Genomic DNA, 16,348 nt, shown 5'->3' on the forward strand with positions numbered 1-16,348 from the left:
TTCGGCCCGAAGGGGCAACGACACAGACCCGAGGAAACCTCAACGTGGCAAAGAATCAACCGATCGGCTCCGTCCTAGACGTGGAGATTCCGCGCACTGTCCTGGCCCGGCAGTTCGTGGAGTCGGTGCCTTCCTTGGCTGGCGCCGGCGCCTTGGCTTTCCGTGGAGTTGGCGGGGTGGCCACCCTCGGCCAGGCCGTCACCCGCTGGGGAATGTCCTTCGCGTTTCTGGCGGAAGCCGCTGCCAGCTACAGTCCCCAGCGCGCCGCCGTCATCGATGACATGGGTCAGCTCAGCTACCGTGAACTTCGCGACGGCGCCCGGGCGCTGGCCCGCGGCCTCCGTGCCCGGGGTGTGCGTGAGGGCGATAACGTCGGTGTGCTCTCCCGTAATAGCCGGGTTAACCCGTTGACCTTGATCGCCTGCGCCTACCTCGGCGCCAGCCCGCTGATCATGAACCCCTATTCCTCGGGGCATCAGGTCCGCGCGGTCCTGAAGCAGTACGGTGGCGTGGCGCTGGTCGCCGATGCCGAGTATGTCGAGGCCATCGGCGACACCGCCGGTATCCAGGTCATCCTCGGCTACAACCCCTCACCAGCGGACCTCCCGACGTCGGTGACTGTTCATCCCGGCATCATGGAGGTCATCGCTGCGGCTGACCCGAACATCAAGCTGCCGACGCGGCCGGTTCAGCACCCCACCATCATCATGTCCTCCGGCACCACCGGCACTCCGAAGGGCGTGGTCCGCGGCGTGCCGAAGACCCCGCAGGTGCTCGGCTCGGTGCTCCCGAAGGTGCCCTGGCGCCTCGGTGGTACCATCCAGCTCAGCGCCTCACTCTTCCACGCCTGGGGCTGGCTCAACCTCAACATCGCCCTGCTGACCAAATCCACCATGGTGCTGCGCCGCAACTTCGATCCGTCCCAGGCCGTGAGTGACTGCGCCGAGCACGGTATCAACGGTGTGGTCTCGGCGGCGGTTTTCCTCCGTGATTTCATCGCCGTGTTGGAGTCTGCGGAGGGCGCGGATCCGGCACTGCGTTCCCAGGTCGGGCCGCTGGAGTTCATCGTCTCCTCCGGCAATGCCATCCCGCCTTCCCTGGTGCGCACTCTTAACAACCGTTTCGGTCCGGTGGTGTGCAACTTCTATGGTTCCACCGAACACGGCCCCGTCGCCGTGGCCAGCGGCGCCGAATTGGCGGCAGACCCGGACCGGGCGGGCACCGTCGCTACCGGCGTTCGTACGGTCATCCTGTTGGAGGATGGTTCGGAAGCGCCGGTCGGCGAGGTCGGTGAGATCTTCAGCTCCAACTCCGAATCCATGCGGGGCTACCTCTCCGCCAAGGATGAGGTGCGCTCCCATGACGGGATGCTCGCCACCGGTGACCTCGGCTTCTTTGATGCGCAGGGCTACCTGCACGTTCGTGGCCGCGCCGATGACATGGTGATCAAGGGCGGCGAGAATGTCTACCCGCGGGAGCTGGAGGAATTCCTGGTTAAGCAGGAGGGCGTGGCGGATGTCTTCGTCAAGGGTGTACAGAATGACATCATCGCCGACCTGAACTGCTACCTCGTCCGCGAGGACAGCGAGGCTGGGCGGGCGCTTGATGAGGATGCGGTGCGCAAGCTCGCCAGCGATAATCTGGCCTGGCAGAACATCCCCGACAATATTGTCTGGTGCGAGGAACTGCCCCGCAATGACGCTGGCAAGGTCGTGCCGCGGGAACTTCCTGAGGTTTAAGTCTTTACAGCGGTGCGCGGAACTTCCTGGAGAACTTAGCCGGGAATAACGAAAGGTGCGCGGAGCCGGGTTGAAGATCCCGGTTCCGCGCACCTTTCGCCTTCGGCTGCCAAGCCGCCGATGTTACCGGCGCACTAGTTCCGGAAGCCGTGGACCGGGGAGGGGATGAACCCGCCACGGTTGATGAAGGCGGAGTTGCCGACCTGGTTGACCGGGATGACCGGGGCATAACCGAGCAGGCCGCCGAAGTTGACCTCATCGCCGGGGACCGTTCCCGGCACCGGGATGACTCGGACCGCAGTGGTCTTATGGTTCATCACACCGATGGCCGCCTCATCGGCAATCATGCCGGCGATGGTCTCCGCGGAGGTGTCACCTGGGATGGCGATCATGTCCAGGCCGACCGAACAGATGGCGGTCATGGCCTCAAGCTTGTCAATGGAGATGGCGCCGGAGCGCACGGCATCGATCATGCCCTTGTCTTCGGAAATCGGGATGAAGGAACCGGAGAGCCCACCCACGCGGGAGCAGGCCATCATGCCGCCCTTCTTCACGGCGTCGTTAAGCAGTGCCAGGGCAGCGGTGGTGCCGTGGGTGCCCACCTGGTCCAGGCCCATGACCTCCAGGATATTGGCCACGGAGTCGCCGACCTCAGCGGTCGGTGCCAGGGAGAGGTCGACGATACCGAAGGGAACCCCGAGGCGCTCGGCGGCGAGGTTGCCCACCAGCTGGCCGGCGCGGGTGATCTTGAAGGCGGCCTTCTTGATCTCCTCGGCGACCTCATTGAGGGTCGCGCCTTCCATGCCGGTCAGGGCGCGGGAGACCACACCGGGGCCGGAGACACCGACACTGACCACGCAGTCCGGCTCCTCGATACCGTGGAAGGCACCGGCCATGAAGGGGTTGTCACCGACGGAGTTGGCGAAGACGACCAGCTTGGCGCAGGCGATGGCGCTGCGGTCGGCCGTCATTGCGGCAGCTTCCTTGACCACGCGACCCATCTCGGCGACGGCGTTCATGTTGATGCCGGCGCGGGAGGAGCCGATGTTGACGGAGGCGCAGACCACGTCAGTGACGGTCAGGGCTTCCGGGATGGAGCGGATCAGCTTCTTCTCGGCAGTGGTGCCGCCCTTTTCCACCAGCGCGGAGTAGCCGCCGATGAAGTTCACGCCGACCTCCTTGGCAGCGCGGTCCAGCGCCTTGGCCAGGTCGACGGGATCACCGTCGAGGCCACCGGCGATCAGCGAGATCGGGGTGACCGAAATCCGCTTGTTCACGATCGGGATGCCGAGTTCGCGTTCAATGCCCTCGCAGACCTCCACCAGTCGGCGGGCCTGGGTGGAGACACGGTCATAGACGGCCTCACAGGTCTCGGCCATGGTGGAGCGGGTGCACTCCAACAGGCTGATGCCCATGGTGACCGTGCGGATATCCAGTCGGTAGCGCTCGATCATCTCGATTGTGTCGAGGATCTGAGTGCCCTTATCATCGAATGCCATGGTGAGTTTCTATCCCTAAATTTCGTTGACTGCGGTGAAGAATTCTTCGGACTGGATGCGGATGACCAGCTTCTCCTGATTTTCCACGTCTGCCATCTTCTCCTGGACGGTGGCGATGTCCAGCCCCTCGGGGAGGACGACGTGCAGGATCATGGTGAAGAAGTTGTCCATGATGGATTGCTGGACGTTGTGGATGTTGATGTTCTGCTCTGCGATCGCGGTGGCAACGGCGGCGATGATTCCGGTGTGGTCGATTCCGGTGACAGTCATGATGGCTTTCATGTCTGCTCATGCTACCTGGGTGAGAATTCCCGTCTCGACTGGGGGTTTGGTCACATCCCCTCCTCAGGGCGGTTGAGCTGGCAGTCCCGTTGCGTTAGCAGGAAAGTTTCCGCGATGGCTAATATGCTGGGGTCTTGTGGATGACCTGATCAGATATCTTCAGAAGAACGTTCATGAGCAGCGCCGTGAATTGCAGCGCCGGATCGGCCGGAAGGGCGAGCGTGCCCTGATCGTCGGGGTAGTACTTGAGCTGGCCACCAAAGTGGCCACCTGGGTTTCTCTCGCGCGGCGTTCCCGGGATGAGGTCCGCGGCCCGAAGTGGGTGTGGGCGCTGGGTGCTTTCCTCAACGGCATCGGCCCAGCCACTTACTTGTTTGTCGGCAGAAAGTAGTTGTGCACCGTAACATCTATAACTGTGATGAAAAATGCGCTGATCGTCGGCGGCAATGAAACTGTCGCCCGGCTGACCACCCCGAAGCTGCTTGCGGGGGGATTCTCCGTCACGTCGGTGATCCGTGACAAAGACCGGGTCGGGGAGATCCTGGAGCTGGGGGCGTCCCCGGTGATCCAGGACATCGCCCGGGCTGATGTGAATACCTGGCGGACCCTGCTCTCCGGAATACAACTGGCGATCTGGTCCGTCGGGGAGTCCGCGGAGAGCTCACCGGAAGCTGAGTACGATGCCGCGATCCAGCTGATCGACACCATCGGCTCCTCACCCAACCCGCCGAGGTTGCTGCTGCTCAGCGCCACTGCGCATACTGCTGCGGAAGCGGCTGCGGACCCTGATCTGGCGGAGCTGCTCGCGGCCCGGCGCGCGGTGGATGCCTACTTCTGTGCTCGTGCGCTCGAGGATGCTCTACTCATCGGCCCCGGAAATTTCCATGATGATGCGCACTGCGGCATTCGGCTTATCGACGCCGCGGCCACCCCGGCGAAGTTCGATTATCCGGGCAGCACCTCCCGGGAGCTGGTGTCCCAGGTGCTCGCTGAGATGGCCTGCCGCGAGGATCTGCCGCTACGCGGCCGACTCGATTTCATCGACGGTCAAGGAAACGTCGAGGTCCTCTAGGAAGCTATCCGTCATTCCCTCCTGCAGGAAGAGCACCGGGAAGCCGGGGGATGCAAGCATGAGGGTGGCCCGGGGGTCCGTAGATCGCCAAGCTGAAATCGCTCATCGAGCTGTTGGATAGATGTCCCGGATGAGGGTGGACATGCCTCCTGGCTCCTGAGTTGGGCTTGCGCTGACCGGCGGAATCATGAGGGAAAGAGGTAGTGGCGAGGTATCCGGGAGGATGGTTGGCGGCGACCGGAGAAGATGATCTGTTCCACATTCTCATCGATATTGAGACCGGGGTCCCTGCGAAGCGCGGAAGCCTTAACTAGGGTGGGGCCATGGTAGACACAAAGAGCAAAAAGGTACTGATCATCGGCGGCCACGGCCGCGTGGCCCTGATCGCGACCCCGAAGCTGATTGCTGCCGGGCACGATGTCACCTCTGTTATCCGCAACCCGAACCACGTCTCCGATATCGAGGCCATCGGTGCGACTCCGCTGATCCGCGATATTATCGGCTTGGAAGTTGAGACCTGGGAGAAGCGCCTGGTCCAATATGACGTGGTCATCTGGGCTGCCGGGCACGGCGACAGTGGAAGTGTCGAGGGCACCTACGCGGTGGACCGCGACGCGGCACTGACCTCGATCGAGGCCATTCGCAATCTCCTGGCGCGAGGGGAGCAGGTTCCCCGCTATCTCATGGTGTCCTTCCTGGGGTCACTGAATCTTCAGGTGGATCCTGAGGATGACTTTTATGCCTATGCCGAGTCGAAGAAGAAGGTGGACCGGGAGCTATTGGCCACCGAGGGGCTGGATACCCTCATTCTGGCCCCGGGATTGCTGACGATGGAGGAGTCCACCGGCGGCACGCTTCTCGAGGATGAGAATGAGCAGGTCTGGGATCGTAAGACCTCCCGCTACCTGGTTGCCGATGTGATCACGGAGATGACCGGGCGGAGCAAGCTGCCCGAGAAGAAGATCCTCGCCTTCACTGACGGGAACACTCCCGCCAATAAGTTCTAGCCAACGAGTGTCGGCTGCAGTTCGCGCCCCGGACGTCGGTCCGTGGTGCGGACTGCGGCGGTGCGGACGGGAGCCGCACTTTTCAGGGCGCAGTATCCGACGAAATTGCGGAGCACCTGATGGGACCAGGTGGTATCCACGCTGGGCAGACCCGCGATGATGTGGTCATAGTCCGCTGGGGAGAAGTATCCGTAGTTGAAGTAGAAGTCCATCCGGTCTTTCATCGCCGCTGCGTCCATATCTGCATGGAACTGGCAGGCCCAGGTCCACTCATTGGTCCGGACCATCTGCACCGGGCAGCTCGGGCCGGTAGCCAGCACCGTCATGCCCCGGCCGATTTCCTCGATGTTCTCGGTGTGCCCGGTCAGGGAGGTGAAACGCTCAGGAAGATTGGCGGTCAGCGGGTCGTGTCGACCGGCCTCGGTCAGCTCGACCACAGTGGGTCCGCTGGGCTCGGAGTGGCTGCGGCCGACCTTGCCGCCGGTGGCGTAGGTCAGGAAACTGGCGCCGTAGCAGACCAGCAGGGTGGGGATGGGGGCCTTGGCGAGCCAGGTCAGTTCCTCGTGGACCCTGCGCTGCCAATCGCCATAATCAAAATCCGTGACATTGAGTGAACTGCCGCCGACGATGACGCCGTCGAAGCTACTGAGGTCGCCGATCCGGGAGACCTCGGAATCAAGCATTCGCTGGGTCAGCTCCTCGGGCCGCAGGCCGGAGGCCTTGAGCACGTCGCGGTATTCGGCAGCGGCAACGGCTGCGCCTTGACGAGGGGAAACGAGAAGCACTGAAACCATACCGAGCAGTATAGACCAAGCGGTATATATGTTCCATAATTTGCAGTCTAGAAGGAGAATGGCCCGCCCCCGGGGCACGTATGAAGGTGCCTCGGAGGCGGGCTGGAAATCCTCGGTGGTCTTAGGAACTGCGGCGGACCGAGTCCTCCACGAGATCCAGCATCTGGTCCAGCCCGGCCGCCGATCGGCCGGAGGCCAACCGGGAGAGGAGGCCGTCCATCACGGTCTCCAGGTAAACATGCAGGACATCGACGGGCACGTCGGTGCGCATCCGCCCTTGCTCGGCATTGCGGGTCAAGCGTGAGTGGATGGCCTCGTCGAGGACCGCCTGATGTTCCTGCCACCGGGCCTTGAAGACCTCGTCGGTGCGGATCATCCGGGTGATCTCCAAGCGGGTGGCCAGCCAATCGTGTTTTTCCGGGTGGTCCAGAAGATCACGCATGACTTCGACCAATCCTTCTTCCGTCACCACCTCGGCCATTCGTGCCGCATCCTCGCGTGCGAGAGCGAGAAAGAGGTTCTCCTTGTCACCGAAATGATGGAAGATGGCTCCGCGGGATTTGCCGGTGGCCTGCTCCAGTCTTCGGACCGTCGCACCCTCATATCCGAAGTCGGCGAAACACTTGCGTGCACTTTCCAGAATCTCGTGCCGACGTTTGGATAGCTCAGGTTTACTGACAACAGGCATTAGCGCCTCCTTGTCTTGGAGTGGCCCACATATCGGGAACCACAAAGGGGACTGCACCAGCGATACCGGGACAGGCCCGGAATCGAGGTACAGCCCCCTTCAGCTGAACGCGATGAACTAGGAGTTGATCATCTGGCGCAGAACGTACTGCAGGATACCGTCGTTGCGGTAGTAGTCAGCCTCACCGGGGGTGTCGATGCGGACGACTGCGTCGAACTCAACCTTGTCGCCGTTGTCCTTGGTGGCGGTGACGTGGATGGTCTCCGGGATGGCATCGCCTTCGTTGAGGGCGATGATGCCGGAGATATCGAAGGTCTCGGAGCCGTCCAGGCCCAGGGACTTCCAGGACTCGCCAGCCGGGAACTGTGCCGGGATGACACCCATGCCGATCAGGTTCGAGCGGTGGATACGCTCGAAGGACTCGGCGATGACAGCCTTGACTCCCAGCAGACGGGTGCCCTTGGCAGCCCAGTCACGGGAAGAGCCGGTGCCGTACTCCTTGCCACCGAGGACGACCAGCGGGGTGCCGGCGGCCTGGTAGTTCTGGGAGGCATCGTAGATGAAGGCCTGCGGAGCACCTTCCTGGGTGAAGTCGCGGGTGTAACCACCGGAGACATCATCCAGGAGCTGGTTCTTCAGGCGGATGTTGGCGAAGGTGCCGCGGACCATGACCTCGTGGTTACCACGACGGGAACCGAAGGAGTTGTAGTCCTGACGGGCGATGCCGTTGGCGTCCAGGTACTGCGCGGCCGGGGTGCCGGGCTTGATGGTGGATGCCGGGGAGATGTGGTCAGTGGTGACCGAGTCGCCGAGCAGGGCCAGGACGCGGGCGCCCTGGACATCCTGAACCGGGGAGGGCTCGACGGACATGTCGTCGAAGTAGGGGGCCTTACGGATGTAGGTCGAGTTCTCGTCCCACTCGTAGACCTTGCCCTCGGGAACCTCAAGTGCCTGCCAGCGGTGGTCACCGGTGAAGACGTCCTTGTAGTCCTCGACGTAGAGCTCGCGGGAGATGGACTGCTTGATGGTCTCCTGGATCTCCTCGGCGGAGGGCCAGATGTCCTTCAGGAAGACGTCATTGCCTTCCTGATCCTGACCCAGCGGCTCCTTCTCGAAGTCGAAGTCCATGGTGCCGGCGATGGCGTAGGCAATGACCAGCAGCGGGGAAGCCAGGTAGTTCATCTTCACGTCGGGGGAGATACGACCCTCGAAGTTACGGTTACCGGACAGCACTGCGGTGGCGGCGATGTCGTTGTCGTTGATGGCTGCGGAGACCGGCTCCGGCAGCGGGCCGGAGTTACCGATGCAGGTGGTGCAGCCGTAGCCGACGAGGTAGAAGCCCAGGGCTTCGAGGTCCTCCCACAGGCCGGAGCGGTCGAAGTAACCGGTGACGACCTGGGAACCCGGGGCCATGGAGGTCTTGACCCACGGCTTGGCCTTCAGACCCAGACGGTTGGCGTTGCGGGCGACGAGGCCGGCACCGAGCATGACCGAGGGGTTGGAGGTGTTGGTGCAGGAGGTGATGGACGCAATGGCGACCATACCGTGGTCGACGACCATTTCCTGACCAGCGTATTCGACCTTGGCCGGTGCGGTGGCGCGGCCGGCGTTGCCGCGGGCCAGGCTCGGGGCGTCGGCAGCGACGGCGGCGATCTCCTGGGGGATGCCGTGGTCGCCGGTGTTGCCACCCTCGGAGACGAAGTCCTGGACGTCGGAGACGCCGGAACCGTTGGTGTAGCTGCTCAGGTCCTTACGGAACTGCTGCTTGGACTCGGCCAGGATGATACGGTCCTGCGGGCGCTTCGGGCCGGAGATGGAGGGAACGACGGTGCCCAGGTCCAGCTCGAGGTACTCGGAGAACTCCGGCTCGACGGAGGTCTCGGGGTTCAGCCACATGCCCTGAGCCTTGGCATAAGCCTCGACCAGTGCGATGGAGTCCTCGTCACGGCCGGTCAGGCGCAGGTAATCGATGGTCTCGGAGTCGACCGGGAACATGGCGGCGGTGGAGCCGAACTCCGGGGACATGTTGCCGATGGTGGAGCGGTTGGCCAGCGGAAGCTGGGCAACGCCGGCACCGTAGAACTCGACGATCTTCCCGACGACACCGTGCTTACGCAGCATCTCGGTGATGGTGAGCACCACGTCGGTGGCGGTGACGCCAGCCGGGATCTCGCCGGAGATCTTGAAGCCGACGATGCGCGGGATGAGCATGGAGACCGGCTGGCCGAGCATGGCAGCCTCTGCCTCGATGCCGCCGACGCCCCAGCCCAGGATGCCCAGGCCGTTCTGCATGGTGGTGTGGGAGTCGGTGCCGACGCAGGTGTCGGGGTAAGCCAGACCATCGTTGTCGAAGACGACGCGTGCCAGGTACTCAATGTTGACCTGGTGGACAATGCCGGTTCCCGGGGGAACGACGCGGAAGTTGGAGAAGGCGCCGGTGCCCCAACGCAGGAACTGGTAACGCTCCTCGTTGCGCTCGTACTCGATGTTGACATTGTCCTCGAGAGCGGAGGAGGTGCCGAAGCTCTCGATGATGACGGAGTGGTCGATGACCATCTCAGCCGGGTTCAGCGGGTTAACCTTGTCCGGGTCGCCGCCCAGGGTCTTGACGGCCTCGCGCATGGTGGCCAGGTCGACTACACAGGGAACGCCGGTGAAGTCCTGCATCAGGACACGTGCCGGGGTGAACTGAATCTCAGTGTTCGGCTCAGCGGACGGATCCCAGTTGGCGATGGCGTTGATGTGATCGGCGGTGACGTTCTTGCCGTCCTCGGTCCGCAGGAGGTTCTCGCCGAGAACCTTGAGGGAGTAGGGCAGCTTCTCCATGCCGGGCACAGCGTCGAGGGCGAAGAAGTCATAAGACTTCTCGCCAACTTCGAGCTTGCGCTTGGCGTTGAAGGAGTTCTTGCTTTCAGTCACAGTGAGCTCCAATGCTTCGGATTTAATGGGTAAGTTCTGCGGACGGCACCGACATCGGCTGGAAGTGGCAGCCGCCAGAACACGACGGATCGCACCTCTAAGTCTAGGGGGGAGTCCCGCCGTCTGCCGATAGTCTAACAGTACGAGCGTTCTGTTGTGTGGCATTGCCCCCTCGACGTGCCCCGGCCCAGCGAAGGGTGGGGGCCTAATATAACGGGGGCATGGGATTTAGCGATCCCCTTATTGTTGAGACAGTCTCACCTGAACACCGCACAGCCCAGCACAAGGACGGTCACCTGCATGATTCCCGCCGAAGTCAATATTGAGGACCTCGCATCCCAGCTCCAGGAAGATGGGGTCGCCATTGGCGAGGTTGCCCGGGACTACCCCTCAATGGAGGGGGAGCTGCAGGGGGTATTGGCCGATGCGGACACCGCGGGATTCGGGTCGGTCGGCATGGTCCTGCTCGATCGGGCACCGGCCCAGACTGCAGATCAGCGAGACATCGCCAGTGAGCTGATCAATGCCACCGGGCTGGATACGGTGATCGTGCGCAGTCCGGGCTCCGGGGCCATTGTCAGCGAGGTGCACACCCGGGCAGATATTGAAGCTGCCCAGTGGCACTTCCTGGGAGATAGTGACTATGTGGGGGCGACCCGGAATCTGGTGGACCAGATCACCGCCACTCCAGGGCCAAATTGGGTGCTGGCATCCTCCCTGGCAATCATTCTCATTCTGGCGGTGGTGGTGTTGACCTGGCTCGGTCTCAGTGGCCGAAAGGGTCTCATATCGGTCTCGGGGTCCTGAAGCTGCTGCGGGATTCTCTGTCGGCGGTTGGGTGCTGGTCACCTTTTTAGAAAGGCTTGTTAAGTAAATCGGATCGGCATGGTCCAGGTGCTGGGTCCGGAGATCTAGGTATGCCTGATTTTCTTAGGTGCGGACCGGGGTCCAGATATGTTTCTGAGATTGGTTTCTCAGGTTTGGGCCAAGAACCCTCAAGTCAAGGTTGAGGAAATGACCTCCCTTCCGGCGACGGGGGATATGCCACCGTCCCCACCGTCACCCGTTCCGGCCCCTGCGATGAGGGGTGCCAGATTTCCGTTGTGATCATTGTCACTATCTGGGGTCCGGTTTGTGATCTGGCTGGCAGGGGCAGTTGTTCGGTAATGTTTCAGGCCTTTACTTTTGTGACTCTTGTGAACAATGTCTGCGCCTGTAGCTGCTGTGGCCTATGGTTCTAATGTCGGCTCACGGGTCGATGACTTTAACTGAGACAATTTTGGATTGTTCCCAAAAATGTCAGGCCCTGGGGCTTGACGGGGAGTGGCCCTTATGGCTCCGGGCACGCGGGGAAGCTTGCCGGGAGGGGTCAAAATCTCAAATCAGTCATGATTGAGATCGTTCCGTGAGCAAAAGTATTGGACGGTCGGCCGGCTGTCGGAAGAGGTGGTTTTCCATTTCTTCGGCGGCCCCGAGAAGAGGAGAATCTGTGGCTTCCACCCACGACGCACCCGGGCAGCACATCCGCCTACTGCTCAAGCGCACCGCAGCTGTCGTTATCTGTGGTGCACTGCTTGCCCAGGCTCCCCCCGCGCTGGCCCAGCCAGTCAACCCTGACGACGAGACACTGCAGGCGGTGCGTGATCAGATCGGAAACGGCACTGCCACGGTCTCCACGCTCGCCGGCCAGATCTCGCAGTCGCAGGATGAGATCAACAAGCTCGAGCTCGACATCGGAGGTCTACGCGAAAGCGTGAACAAGGCCCTGGTGGACCTGCATGATGCCCAGGCCACCGCCGAGCAGGCTCGACAAGCCGTCACCGCGGCGAGGTCGGATCTGGATGGAACCCAGGCAGAAATCGACACCGCCCAGGAACTTCTCAATGAGATCTCCCGGGCCGCGTATCGCAATGGTTCGAAGAATGCTGCCGTGACCGCGGCGGCCGGTGGCGAGAGCGTCGAAGATTCACTGGACCGTCAGACCTACCTGCGAACCAATGCCGAGAGCCAGCGCTCGGCCGTCGATAAGCTTGATGAGCTGCGCACCCGCCAGGCGAATGAGGAATCCCGGCTGCGCGAGACCCGTAACCTCGCCGAGCAGCGCGAGGCTTCGGCGGAGGCCGCGAAGGCGGACACCGAGCGTCAGATCGAGGAGACCAACTCACGCCTGGCGGGGATCACCGCGGAACGTGCCCGTCTGGCTGCTGAGCGGGACACCGCCCAGGAGGAACTGAACCGCTCCCGGGGCAATGCGGATCAGCTGCAGACGCAGCGCCGGGAGTACCAGGAACATGTGGCCGCGGAGGCCACCCGGAAGCAGGCGGAGGCAGCGGCCACCGCCGCTGCCGAAGAGCGTGCCCAAGCCGAGGCTGAAGCCATCAAGGCGGAAGCGGCGGCGAAAACCGCCGCAGAGAACGAGCGGGCAGCAGCCGCCGAGAACTCAGTCGCGGTGGAGCCCGAAGCGCCAGCTGAAACACCTGAGGTTACCCCTGAGGTCGCCGAAAACAGCGAGGCCACTGAATCCCGCCAGGAAGCTGAAGCCGCCCGGGCGGCTGAGGTTGTGGAGGCCGCGGAGGTCGAGGAGGCAGCGGAAGCTGCGGAGCGCGCGCGTCGAGAAGCAGATGCCGCAGGTGAACGCGATGCGCAGGCACAGCAGCTTCGCGACGTCGCGTTAGTCGCTGCAACCGCCGCCGCCGCAGCGCTGGTCGCCCAGAACATGGCCGATCACAGTGCACTGGACAACCCCTATCCGAGCGGCGAAGACGCCGCCGATGTCCCGATCGCCGCGGTCCAGAACCCGGCGGCTGCCGATACGGCCCCCGAAGAGGACTCCGCCGAAGCCGGGGAGGACTCCAGCTCACCGCTGGCGGAGGTGGAATTGGTTCAGCTGGAGCCGTTGGAGACCTTGGAGTCCGTCAGCGAGCAGGCACAGGAGACCGTCTCGGGCTCCCGGGAGGAACTGATCGAGCAGGTGATCGCCCGCGCCCAAACCCAGGTCGGCGTACCTTATTCCTGGGGCGGCGGTGATGCCAGCGGCCCGACGACGGGCATCCGCGATGGTGGGGTGGCTGATAGCTACGGCGACTACAACAAAGTCGGTTTCGATTGCTCCGGCCTCATGGTCTATGCCTTCGCCGGCGTCGGCATCGCCCTGCCGCACTACACCGGTTACCAGTACAACCACGGAACCAAGGTTGATCCGAACCAGATGCAGCGCGGTGACCTGATCTTCTACGGTGCCAACGCGGAGCATCATGTCGCCATTTACCTCGGTGACGGCAAGATGCTCGAGGCCCCGCAGTCCGGTTCCACTGTTCAGGTCAGCGATGTGCGCTGGTCGGGGATGTCACCCTCGGCGGTTCGTTTGATCTAGGGTCGTATTGATAGTCTGAATTCATGTCTGAATCAAGGACTCATAACTATGATGCTCTCCTCGTCCTCTCCTTCGGTGGTCCCGAAGGGGAGGAGGAGGTTATTCCTTTTTTGGAGAATGTCACCCGGGGTCGAGGCATCCCCCGGGAGCGCTTGAAGGTTGTCGGCGAGCACTACTTCCACTTCGGTGGGGTCAGCCCGCTCAACCGTCTCAACCGCGAGATCATCGCCGAACTGCAGGTTGAACTGGGGGACCGGGGGCATCAGCTGCCGGTCTATTTCGGCAACCGCAACTGGCACCCGATGGCCGAGGAGACCGCCGAGCAGATGGCTCGGGACGGGGTGAACAACGCCCTGGTCTTCGCGACCTCCGCCTGGGCGGGTTATTCTGCCTGCCTGCAGTACCACGAGGATATCCGCCGGATCAGAATGCACCTGGCGCAGCAGGGACTCCCTGAGGTCAACTTCACCAAGCTGCGGCAGTTCTATGATCATCCGCTGTTCATCGAGGTCATGGCCCGCAATGTCCGCGCCGCCTTCGAATCCCTGCCGGCGGATAAGCGGGAGGATGCCCGCCTGGTCTTCACCGCGCATTCGGTGCCCTCGGCCGCGGATCAGGCCGCCGGTGGTCCCGATGATGGACATCTCTACTCACGCCAGGTGATCGAGGCATCCCGTCTCGTCGCGGCGGCAGCAGGGGTCACACAGTGGGATCAGGCCTGGAACTCGCGCTCCGGCAACCCGGCAACCCCGTGGCTGGAACCGGATGTCGTCGATCACCTCACCCAGATTCACCAGGATGAAGGCGTATCAGCCGTGGTGTTCTGTCCGATCGGATTCATCTCCGATCACATGGAGGTGATTTGGGACCTTGACTCCGAGCTGGCGGCTGCCGCAGATCAGCTGGGCGTGGCCTTCGCCCGCGTCGACACCGCCGGCGCGACACCGGAGTTTTCCCGGATGGTCGTCAACATCATCGAGGAACTGCTTGACGACGCCGCGCCCGCCCGGCTCAGTGACCTCACCCTCTCGGGTTGCACCCTCAACGGTGCGCCCTGCGCGCCGGGCTGCTGTCAGATCTCCCGGCCAAACTCCCGCACGGCATAACTGACCCCGGCCATCCGCGCCTGCCGAATGTGGCGCCACAGCCCCAGCAGGTGCGGATCCATGGAATGATCTGCCATCCGCTCGGTGACGGTCTCGATGATCGCGGCCACGCGGTCCGCCCGGGCGAAGAGCTTCGCGGCGCGCGCCGGGGTGGATCCGGGAAGCCCTGGGGTGTCATAGAAGTCCGCCAGGGTGCCCACCGTCAGTCGTGGATTATTCAACGCGGTGGTGCGGTAGCCGGAACCCTCGATCAGCTTTGCGGCCTTGTTGGTCGCCTCGGACAGCAGGAGATCGGCATCGCCGGGGGAGAGATAGGCTGGAGCCGGCAGCGGGCCGGACTCCTGAAACCATTCCCACTCGGTTCCGCCTTCCCCGGCACTGGGCACCAGCACATGGGTGGTCAGCGGATCGATATCACGCAGGATGATGGCGCCCATTCCATTGGCCGCTGTCGCCTGGGCGGCCTCGGTGCCGGCGCGCAGGCCCGGGGCTTCGCCGGGGCCGGAGAGCACCAGTCTCATCACCGGCTCTTCGCCGGCGGTGAGCGCCTGTTCGGTGACTTCCCGGGTGGCGCGCAGCAGGTCCGGGATGCCGCGGCCGTCGACAAGCGTGTGCCTGCCGCCGAGGGCCTGCAGGGCTTCGACCAGCTCATCGGTGGACTCGAGTCCGTGAAGCCAGGCGGCCAGCCAGACGGCGGTGTTCTGGAGGGGGGAGTAGACATTGGCGCGGATATCCATGGTGCTGGGAGTCTAGCCGATAAGGTGGAAACCCATGAGCTTCAAGGACCCTTATTCCCATGACATCCTCGCCGGGCATTCCCGCAACACCCGTCCGACCTACCCGAAGATCCCGGCGGAACCCGGCATCGTGGTGGAGGTCAAAGCCAGCGGCTATGTCGGCGCGGTGGTTGGTTTCGAGCGCACCTATGATGGTGATTTCATCCGGTTGGAGGATCGGCGCGGCGCCCAGCACCTATTTAAGATGCGGGAAGGTGCCTTCCTCCTTGAAGGCAAGCCGGTGACCTTGACCCGATTCGTGCCGACGCAGGCACCACAGCGCTCGAACTCGGGTTCGCGGAAGGTGGCGAATGTGCAGGCCAAGGTTGCTGCGCCCTCACGGATCTGGGTGGAGGGCATTCACGACGCCGCGATCGTCGAGAAGGTCTGGGGGCATGACCTGCGCGTTGAGGGGGTGGTGGTGGAATACCTCGAGGGACTGGACAACCTCCCGGAGCGACTGGCGGAGTTTCAGCCCGGACCGGGACGCCGGGTCGGGGTACTCGCCGATCACCTGGTCAAGGGCTCGAAGGAAACCCGCCTGACCGAGAGCGTCGGAGAACACGTCCTGGTCACCGGCCACCCCTATATCGATATCTGGGCTGCGGTGAAGCCGGAGCGAGTGGGCATTAAGGCTTGGCCCCAGGTACCCCGCGGGGAGGACTGGAAGACCGGAATCTGTCAGCGCGTGGGGTGGTCAGACCCGCGGGAGGGCTGGCACCGGGTGTTCAACGCAGTGGGATCTTTCCGGGATCTCGATTCAACCCTGATCGGCGCGGTGGAGCGCCTGGTGGACTTTGTGACCACGCCGGAGATCTCCAAGTCTGATCTCATGTAGCTCTCCAGCAGCCAGGGGGCAGTCGTTGTTGCCTGTCGGGCGCCCACGTATCCGACCCGGGGTGTGCGCACCGCGCAATAAGTTATAGCGCATATGTCTGCTGGAGTTCAGGCACCAGTAGCAGAGGTGGCACCAGTGGCCGTGCGCTGGTGCGCGACCCATGCGTTGCGGCTTATTGCGCAGGTGCGCAATCAGAAGTGCGCCAGATAAAGAGTTCCGCCCTGAGCTGTCCCTTTTTCAGGTAGTTTGAGGTTT

Annotated in this window: 14 protein-coding genes; 8 read left to right on the forward strand and 6 right to left on the reverse strand. The window is 63.1% G+C overall.

Annotated features, from left to right (window positions below):
* Window positions 1-44: 44 nt before the first annotated feature.
* Complete coding sequence (locus tag ACTU46_RS03200) at window positions 45-1,739, forward strand: AMP-binding protein (protein ID WP_443378901.1); 1,695 nt, start codon at window positions 45-47, stop codon at window positions 1,737-1,739.
* A gap of 134 nt (window positions 1,740-1,873) precedes the next feature.
* On the opposite strand, the gene ACTU46_RS03205 is transcribed toward ACTU46_RS03200, so the two are convergent.
* Complete coding sequence (locus tag ACTU46_RS03205; RefSeq protein ID WP_443378903.1) at window positions 1,874-3,238, reverse strand: PFL family protein; 1,365 nt, start codon at window positions 3,236-3,238, stop codon at window positions 1,874-1,876.
* A gap of 15 nt (window positions 3,239-3,253) precedes the next feature.
* Window positions 3,254-3,520 (reverse strand): ACT domain-containing protein, encoded by a 267-nt coding sequence (locus tag ACTU46_RS03210; RefSeq protein ID WP_443378906.1) that lies wholly within the window; start codon window positions 3,518-3,520, stop codon window positions 3,254-3,256.
* A 136-nt stretch (window positions 3,521-3,656) separates the two neighbouring features.
* On the opposite strand from ACTU46_RS03210, the gene ACTU46_RS03215 reads away from it, so the two are divergent.
* The 3 genes from ACTU46_RS03215 (at window position 3,657) to ACTU46_RS03225 (ending at window position 5,599) form a co-directional block, all read left to right on the forward strand.
* On the forward strand, window positions 3,657-3,911 hold the full coding sequence (locus tag ACTU46_RS03215; RefSeq protein ID WP_443378908.1) for a PLD nuclease N-terminal domain-containing protein: 255 nt from the start codon (window positions 3,657-3,659) through the stop codon (window positions 3,909-3,911).
* 27 nt (window positions 3,912-3,938) lie between these two features.
* On the forward strand, window positions 3,939-4,592 hold the full coding sequence (locus ACTU46_RS03220; RefSeq protein ID WP_443379443.1) for an NAD(P)H-binding protein: 654 nt from the start codon (window positions 3,939-3,941) through the stop codon (window positions 4,590-4,592).
* A gap of 323 nt (window positions 4,593-4,915) precedes the next feature.
* Window positions 4,916-5,599, forward strand: a complete 684-nt coding sequence (locus ACTU46_RS03225) for an NAD(P)-dependent oxidoreductase (RefSeq protein ID WP_443378911.1) — start codon at window positions 4,916-4,918, stop codon at window positions 5,597-5,599.
* Here ACTU46_RS03225 and ACTU46_RS03230 read toward each other — a convergent pair.
* The 3 genes from ACTU46_RS03230 to acnA all read right to left on the reverse strand — a co-directional run bounded on the left by ACTU46_RS03230 (window position 5,596) and on the right by acnA (window position 10,000).
* Window positions 5,596-6,393 (reverse strand): glutamine amidotransferase, encoded by a 798-nt coding sequence (locus tag ACTU46_RS03230; protein WP_443378913.1) that lies wholly within the window; start codon window positions 6,391-6,393, stop codon window positions 5,596-5,598. The two genes, ACTU46_RS03225 and ACTU46_RS03230, sit on opposite strands and share 4 nt — an antisense overlap.
* A gap of 121 nt (window positions 6,394-6,514) precedes the next feature.
* On the reverse strand, window positions 6,515-7,081 hold the full coding sequence (locus ACTU46_RS03235) for a TetR/AcrR family transcriptional regulator (protein WP_443378916.1): 567 nt from the start codon (window positions 7,079-7,081) through the stop codon (window positions 6,515-6,517).
* Between the two features lie 117 nt (window positions 7,082-7,198).
* On the reverse strand, window positions 7,199-10,000 hold the full coding sequence (acnA, locus tag ACTU46_RS03240) for an aconitate hydratase AcnA (protein WP_443378919.1): 2,802 nt from the start codon (window positions 9,998-10,000) through the stop codon (window positions 7,199-7,201).
* A 300-nt stretch (window positions 10,001-10,300) separates the two neighbouring features.
* Here acnA and ACTU46_RS03245 point away from each other — a divergent pair, with 300 nt between their 5' ends.
* From ACTU46_RS03245 to ACTU46_RS03255, 3 genes are all read left to right on the forward strand, one after another.
* The gene (locus ACTU46_RS03245) at window positions 10,301-10,807 is read left to right on the forward strand and encodes an Rv1476 family membrane protein (RefSeq protein ID WP_443378922.1); all 507 of its coding nucleotides are present in this window, start codon (window positions 10,301-10,303) and stop codon (window positions 10,805-10,807) included.
* Window positions 10,808-11,489: 682 nt separating this feature from the next.
* A complete protein-coding gene (locus ACTU46_RS03250; protein ID WP_443378925.1) occupies window positions 11,490-13,373 on the forward strand; it encodes a DIP1281 family NlpC/P60 protein in 1,884 nt (627 codons plus the stop codon).
* A gap of 23 nt (window positions 13,374-13,396) precedes the next feature.
* On the forward strand, window positions 13,397-14,479 hold the full coding sequence (locus ACTU46_RS03255; protein ID WP_443378928.1) for a ferrochelatase: 1,083 nt from the start codon (window positions 13,397-13,399) through the stop codon (window positions 14,477-14,479).
* Here ACTU46_RS03255 and ACTU46_RS03260 read toward each other — a convergent pair.
* Entirely contained in the window at window positions 14,446-15,216 is a 771-nt protein-coding gene (locus tag ACTU46_RS03260; RefSeq protein ID WP_443378930.1) for a hypothetical protein, read from the reverse strand. The genes ACTU46_RS03255 and ACTU46_RS03260 overlap by 34 nt on opposite strands.
* A 34-nt stretch (window positions 15,217-15,250) precedes the next feature.
* On the opposite strand from ACTU46_RS03260, the gene ACTU46_RS03265 reads away from it, so the two are divergent.
* Window positions 15,251-16,093, forward strand: a complete 843-nt coding sequence (locus ACTU46_RS03265; RefSeq protein ID WP_443378933.1) for a DUF3097 domain-containing protein — start codon at window positions 15,251-15,253, stop codon at window positions 16,091-16,093.
* Window positions 16,094-16,348: the final 255 nt, after the last annotated feature.

The organism is Corynebacterium sp. A21 (genome assembly GCF_052266655.1).
Classification (GTDB): domain Bacteria; phylum Actinomycetota; class Actinomycetes; order Mycobacteriales; family Mycobacteriaceae; genus Corynebacterium.